This is a genomic window from Sedimentitalea sp., from assembly GCF_039973035.1.
GTDB lineage: Bacteria > Pseudomonadota > Alphaproteobacteria > Rhodobacterales > Rhodobacteraceae > Sedimentitalea.
Map to the genome: position 1 here is coordinate 1 of NZ_JBDWLR010000080.1, position 5912 is coordinate 5912.

Here is a 5912-nt window from a genome sequence, read left to right on the forward strand (position 1 = left end):
CGAACCACCCGTCATAGGTGTGCCCGGGTGCCACGGGTGGGGGACGATCGACTGGGGCATTTCCGGGGGCATTCTGGGGACCCCTTGAGGAACCGCCTGCTTAGTTACATCACTGATGGCTGACTGGCTGGGGTGGTAGGAATCCTTGCCGGTCGATACAGACCATCGGCTTACCGTCGGCGGGTGACGAACTGGGGCGGTTTGGGGGGCAGTCGGCGTCGGGCAGTATCAGACCTTCGATCAGAGCGCGGCCAAGGGCAGAGCAACCGATGCTGCGGACCGAACCAGCCATTGTATGCTGAACCCTTTAGCTACGAATTCAGCAATGGGAGGTTCAAGTTCTATGGCAAGGCTCGCTTGCGCCGTCTAAGCAACGTTAGAGTTCCGATAGCGCAGAAGAGTACTGGTAGAGACGCCGGAAGCGGAACAGCGGATACCTGCATTGTCTCGTGGAAGAGAAGACCACTAGTTCGCCAAATGGTTTCGCCGGTGTCCAAATCGCGTTCAGCAAGGCTAAATTGGCGTTCACTTGCGAAGATACGTCTGCGAAATTGGTCAGTAAAAAACTCATATCCGAAATCTGGCGCTAACTCGCTATTCTCCGGATCACTAGTTGCAGCGGCATAGTCAAATTCCGGGTCTGGAAGGTGAAAGAACGCTCTTTGCCCCATGGACCCAGAAAACCGCGATTCCTGATCCACTGTTTCAATGCTCGTATTGTATTGAGCCCAGATGTTTTCATCACCACCAGTGAAGTAAGGCATATAGGTCGCTTGCCCTGTGCCGAGTTCGAAAGTGTGCCCATTGATGGTAAGTGAAGAAGACAAAATAGGTACAAAGGCGGTATTAGGTGAAGATGCTAGCATAGGCTCAAAGTCAGTATCAAGTTCGCCAAGTGTCGTCGCTAGGTCTGTGTCGTAAATGTACTTTGCGGTGTAGCTGACGCGGTCTGAACTGTTTCCACTTTCTGCACTAGTTGTATTGGGTACGTTGCTATCAAGTCCGAGCGGTTCTCCATCAGTGATAAATCTAACGTGGCCTGTGAAAACAGCCTGCATAGTAACTGCTGCCGCAGGCAGCGGTATGACGCCCAGCGCCAACACTAGAATTGATGATTTCAAAAGAAATTTGGACTTGCGCATAGATTAACCCCTTACACTGCAAAAACTTTCTAAAAAGTTTGATAACCATGCACATGCTTCTCGATTCGATCAAGTTGATTTCAGCAAACTGACCGAAACAGCCCAACAAATTCAATATTGGCCGTCTAATCGGGGGGCAATCGCGGGACGTTGGTGGGGGCGGTTTTTGATGGATAGGGCGAAGCAAACAAAGTCAACCCGCTTGTTTTCAAGCAGATTATGGGTAGTTATTCTCTGGTAGGTGAGCATCAGAGCGGAAGATTCCATGAAAGTATTTATCAGCTGGAGCGGAACACGCAGCAAAGCGCTTGCCATTGCACTTAAAGAATGGCTTCCGCTGATACTACAGTACACTAAACCATGGGTCTCAGATAAAGACATTTCTGCAGGGGATCGATGGGCGCAGGCCATCGCAGGGGAACTTGAGTCCTCAAACTTTGGCATCCTTTGCATTACCCCTGAGAACATTAATTCGGAGTGGATACTATTTGAGGCAGGTGCACTATCCAAATCAATGCTTGACGCGAAGGTCATCCCGATACTTTTTGGACTTGAATTGAGTGATCTAAGCGGGCCGTTGTCCCAATTTCAAGCATTGAAGGTTGACCAACAGGGCATGTTGGACGTCGCGAAATCCATCAACAAAGTTGCCGAGCAACAGGCTGAGGACGCGCACATTGAGGAGCTTGTCCCGGCCCTTTGGGAAAAGTTGCGGCAGAAGCTTGATGATATCCCGAACAAGGAAGATGATGAAAAACATGCGCGCCCTCAGACCGAAATTCTCGAGGAGTTAGTTTTTCAGGTGCGCGGGCTCGGTGTTCAACTGCGTGATTTCGATCATGAGAACATGGAACCGAACGTGCACCAATCCAGTATGCGCGACGAACGTGCAAACAGTCTCCGCTTGGCTTCAATGATGCGCACTTTAAAGAAATCTAGCTACGGCAATCTATCTTTGCTAATTCTGACCGGTTTCGTGCGAGGCCGTATGCCCTGGCTCGCAGAGGTCATGGTTGAAGCGCACCGGGATCTAAAAACGGCGACACCGGAACAGGCGCGCGAAATTCTAGAAGGCCTCTCGTTCGTGCTCGACGGGTCGACGCACAGCCACTTGGGTGAACAGCTTACAGATGGAAGTAGATTCACCGCTAGTCTAATTACGGAATTGCGTTTCCTAATCGATCGGCTATTCGCTGAGCAGACCGACATCCCTGATTTTGAAGGGCTGGTTGACCCAGACACTGGAGCTTTCGCGAACTCGTAAGCCCCCCGGACACACTCGTCACTCCTCGCCCTGCAATCTCGTCACCGAGTTGCCAACAAGCCAACTGTCGTAGCTCTGAATCATAATATTGCACTCGGGGAATGGCCGCAATGGGGCTGGAAGCGGTCGTTGTATGCCCAGACTACGTTTGGCCGGTGCGGGTTGAAAGCCGTAGTTAGGTACTTACTCGTACCCCCGACGCACCCACGGAAACCGAGGAACCTCCTGTATCTAAAATAGGAACAACAGGAGTTAGACCAATGCGTTACCTTTCAGCCCTCGGCGTCATCGCCGGGGGTTTTCTTTCGTCTCCGCCACCCAAGGCGGTCGTGGCCACCGTGATCTGGGTCGTTGCCCGCTCTCACCCTGCCGTCTCGGCGCTGGTGGTCGTCGCAGTCGTTTCAGCGTGGAAGTCCGACCATGATTGAAAACCTTCGACCCGGTGCCGTCGTCGTTATCCGAGCCTTCGATGACGTGCCGGAACATCGCTTTCGCGTCGATTCAATCCACGAGGACTGCGTCACCGGTACCGCCGTCACAGGGCCGTTAGCGGGTCACTACGGCGAACCGTCAATCGAGTTGATCGTGCGGGTCGTCGACCCTGCCTGACGGCTCCCTTCCAAAAAATCAAATCAAGAAAGGAGGAGACAGTATGTCTGCTCAAATTCAGTATGCCTATCGCAAGGGCAACACGTGGCTGTATCGCCGCAACTATCCCCGGGACATCGCGGTAGTCCTCGGCTCTCAAGCGCTGAAACAGTCGCTGAAGACCAGTGACGTCAGGACCGCGCGGGTTCGTGCTGCGGCGGTCAACGCCCGGTACGAAGCTCAGGTCGAACAGGTCATCTCTGGCGCAGAGGCTGCCGCTCAGGAAGCGACTGAGTCGGTTGGATGGGAGGGGGCATCGACCGATGCTCTCGCTCGCCTCCGGGCCACTCTGGAGCAAGTTGAACAGGTGCCCTTCGAGCGGGTTGCACCGAAGCCGGTCGTTCCAGTTGCCGAAGTCGGTCGTCGCTACCTTATGCGGCGACAACGGGAGTTACGTCCCGGTGGGTTCAAGAGTGTCCGCTACTCGGTCGAGTTATTCCTGTCCCGCTATGGTGACCGAGCAGTGACGGGGGTCAACCGGGAGGACGGTCGAGAGTTCCTCGGTCTGATCGCCCAACTGTCACCTGTCATCGGAAAGTCAGAGGCGTCACGAGGGCTGGGGTTGGATCAACTGGTTACCTTCTCATCGACCAAGACCACCCGGATCACGGTCAGAACCCAGAAGCGTATCTGGTCGCAGGTCAACCATTTCCTCGATTGGGTGGTCTACGAGGGGCAACTGTCAACCAACCCCTTCAAGACAGTGTTGTTCGATCAGAAAGTCCGGCCTCAGCCCTATGCCGTTCCGACTGACGAGGAGGTCTTCAGGCTGCTGGGGGCTGAAGATCGGCAGTTACATCCCGTCCTTCTGACTTGTTTGCTGACTGGAATGCGGGCCGGTGAGGCGGTTGGCTTGCTGCGGGACGATCTCGTCGCCAAGGGCAACCTCGGCTGCTTCGTTCATGTTCGACCTAATGATCTGCGGCTGCTGAAGACTGATGCGGCGGAGCGATTGGTTCCGGTCCATCCTCGGTTGGAGGCCCTGCTCTCTGAGTTGCCCACCAGTGGACCACTGTTTCCTGATCTTACGGTGAACGAAGTCACCAAGGGGTTTGCGCGGCTGCGGTCCCGGCTGTCGCTTGAGCGCCCGGGGTTGGTGTTTCACTCAACACGGAAGTGGTTCATCACGCAGTGCGAACGAACCGGCGTCCCTGAGCACTGGACCGCGTCTCTGGTTGGCCACAAGTCCGCCCGGTCAGAGAACGGGATCACCTACGGGATATATTCGGCGGGCATCAGTGACGAGCAAAAACGGTCGATCGTTGACCAGATTCAACTGCCATGCTGATCCCTGACATCGATGCGTTCGAGGAGCGGGCCGCGATCGCTCAGTTCGATGGCGGGCTGTCACGCCGGGAGGCTGAAGACCTTGCTGCCCAGTCTCAGGGCTTCGTCAACGCTGACGCCTACTGGCAGTGGCTGGCGGACTATGTCGTCCATCGGCAACCACCATGACTCTACCCTCGGTGAACCCTTAGCGGGTTTGCCGGGGGTGCCTCACTTCATTTTTTTTGCTATTCGAGGTGAGGTGCCCAATCTGAGTTTAAGGAGCTGTGATGATCCCGAAATTTAACTATGGTGATTCAATGTTGTTCAGGCTCGTCTTCTATGCACTCACGTGCGCAACACTCATCTTTCCTAATAGCGCTGTGTTGGCCAAAGACTCAAATCCATTTGGTGGTTTGTTCACGGCATCTCAAAGCGACCACTTTCGGATATTTGCATGCAATATCGATAACAAGATCCAGGTCATATCATTTGTGCTTGATAGTGACGGAGATGTTATTCAGACGAACCTGCCCTACGAAGAGGTCAAGTCGTTGGCCGTTGGTGGACCATATGTAGTTTTGACCCACCGGGGAGTGATGTGGATCAACGACGAGAAGTACGAAATTGCCACACCTGAAGGTATTGTCGGCGGGGTTTGTTCGGAAATTTCCCCTCAACTCATGGCAATAGCAATCGATTTCCTTGCAGAGTTTGCTTCTGAAGACTTGCTTGCAGCTCAGCCCGATGAATCGCCGGATTTCAAAGTATGCCGCGCCAGCCAGATTGCCGGTGGTTCCGACCAGATTGGTGGCCCTTTCGAGCTGGTCAATTCGCAAGGCGAAACAGTGACGGACAAAGATGTCGTGACCGAGCCCACGCTGATCTATTTTGGCTATACATTCTGCCCGGATGTGTGCCCGCTCGATGTCGCGCGTAACGCCGAGGCCATCGATATCCTCGAAGAGCGCGGCAAGTCAGTAACGCCCGTGTTCATCTCGATCGATCCCGCGCGGGACACTCCCGAAGTGGTTGGTGATTTTGCAGGCAACCTGCACGAACGCATGATCGGGTTGACCGGTTCGCCCGGGCAGGTGAAAGCCGCAAGCCAAACCTTCAAGACCTACTACAAGGCGCATCCAGCAGAGGATGACTATTACCTCGTTGATCATTCCACGTTCAGCTATTTGGTCCTGCCAGAACATGGGTTTGTCGAATTTTTCCGTCGGGATATGTCGCCAGAAGCTATTGCGGATTCAATCGAGTGTTTCGTCGACCACATGTAAAGGGGCATCGGATCCACTGGACGGACACCCCCCGACGCTTCGACCACCTTCGCTATCGCTCGGGACCCGTCCACCCCAACCTGCCCGACGCCGACTGCCCCCCAAACCGCCCCAGTTCGTCACCCGCCGACGGTAAGCCGATGGTCTGTATCGACCGGCAAGGATTCCTACCACCCCAGCCAGTCAACCATCAGTGATGTAGCTAAGCGGTCGGTGTCGCTCGGGGTACGGAAAATGCCCCTGTTTATGCCCCACACCCGCTGCACCCAAATAGAACAAATCGGGTACGGCGGGTGCGGAAAATGG

At 54.6% G+C, this 5912-nt stretch carries 7 protein-coding genes; 6 read left to right on the plus strand and 1 reads right to left on the minus strand.

Annotated elements, in window-relative coordinates; genetic code table 11:
• Positions 1-341: 341 nt before the first annotated feature.
• The gene (locus tag ABJO75_RS19420; RefSeq protein WP_348414084.1) at positions 342-1142 is read right to left on the minus strand and encodes a hypothetical protein; all 801 of its coding nucleotides are present in this window, start codon (positions 1140-1142) and stop codon (positions 342-344) included.
• Between the two features lie 265 nt (positions 1143-1407).
• Between ABJO75_RS19420 and ABJO75_RS19425 the strand changes: the two genes are divergently transcribed.
• The 6 genes from ABJO75_RS19425 (at position 1408) to ABJO75_RS19450 (ending at position 5606) form a co-directional block, all read left to right on the plus strand.
• The gene (locus ABJO75_RS19425; protein WP_348414085.1) at positions 1408-2406 is read left to right on the plus strand and encodes a toll/interleukin-1 receptor domain-containing protein; all 999 of its coding nucleotides are present in this window, start codon (positions 1408-1410) and stop codon (positions 2404-2406) included.
• Positions 2407-2666: 260 nt separating this feature from the next.
• On the plus strand, positions 2667-2834 hold the full coding sequence (locus ABJO75_RS19430; RefSeq protein ID WP_348414086.1) for a hypothetical protein: 168 nt from the start codon (positions 2667-2669) through the stop codon (positions 2832-2834).
• On the plus strand, positions 2827-3015 hold the full coding sequence (locus ABJO75_RS19435; RefSeq protein WP_348414087.1) for a hypothetical protein: 189 nt from the start codon (positions 2827-2829) through the stop codon (positions 3013-3015). The genes ABJO75_RS19430 and ABJO75_RS19435 overlap by 8 nt, the downstream gene beginning before the upstream one ends.
• A gap of 43 nt (positions 3016-3058) precedes the next feature.
• Positions 3059-4342: a DUF6538 domain-containing protein gene (locus ABJO75_RS19440; protein ID WP_348414088.1), complete on the plus strand. Its 1284-nt coding sequence runs from the start codon at positions 3059-3061 to the stop codon at positions 4340-4342.
• Positions 4336-4509: a hypothetical protein gene (locus tag ABJO75_RS19445; protein ID WP_348414089.1), complete on the plus strand. Its 174-nt coding sequence runs from the start codon at positions 4336-4338 to the stop codon at positions 4507-4509. The genes ABJO75_RS19440 and ABJO75_RS19445 overlap by 7 nt, the downstream gene beginning before the upstream one ends.
• A 494-nt stretch (positions 4510-5003) precedes the next feature.
• Positions 5004-5606, plus strand: coding sequence for an SCO family protein (locus ABJO75_RS19450; protein ID WP_348414090.1), 603 nt, complete (start codon positions 5004-5006; stop codon positions 5604-5606).
• The last annotated feature ends 306 nt before the right edge of the window (positions 5607-5912 follow it).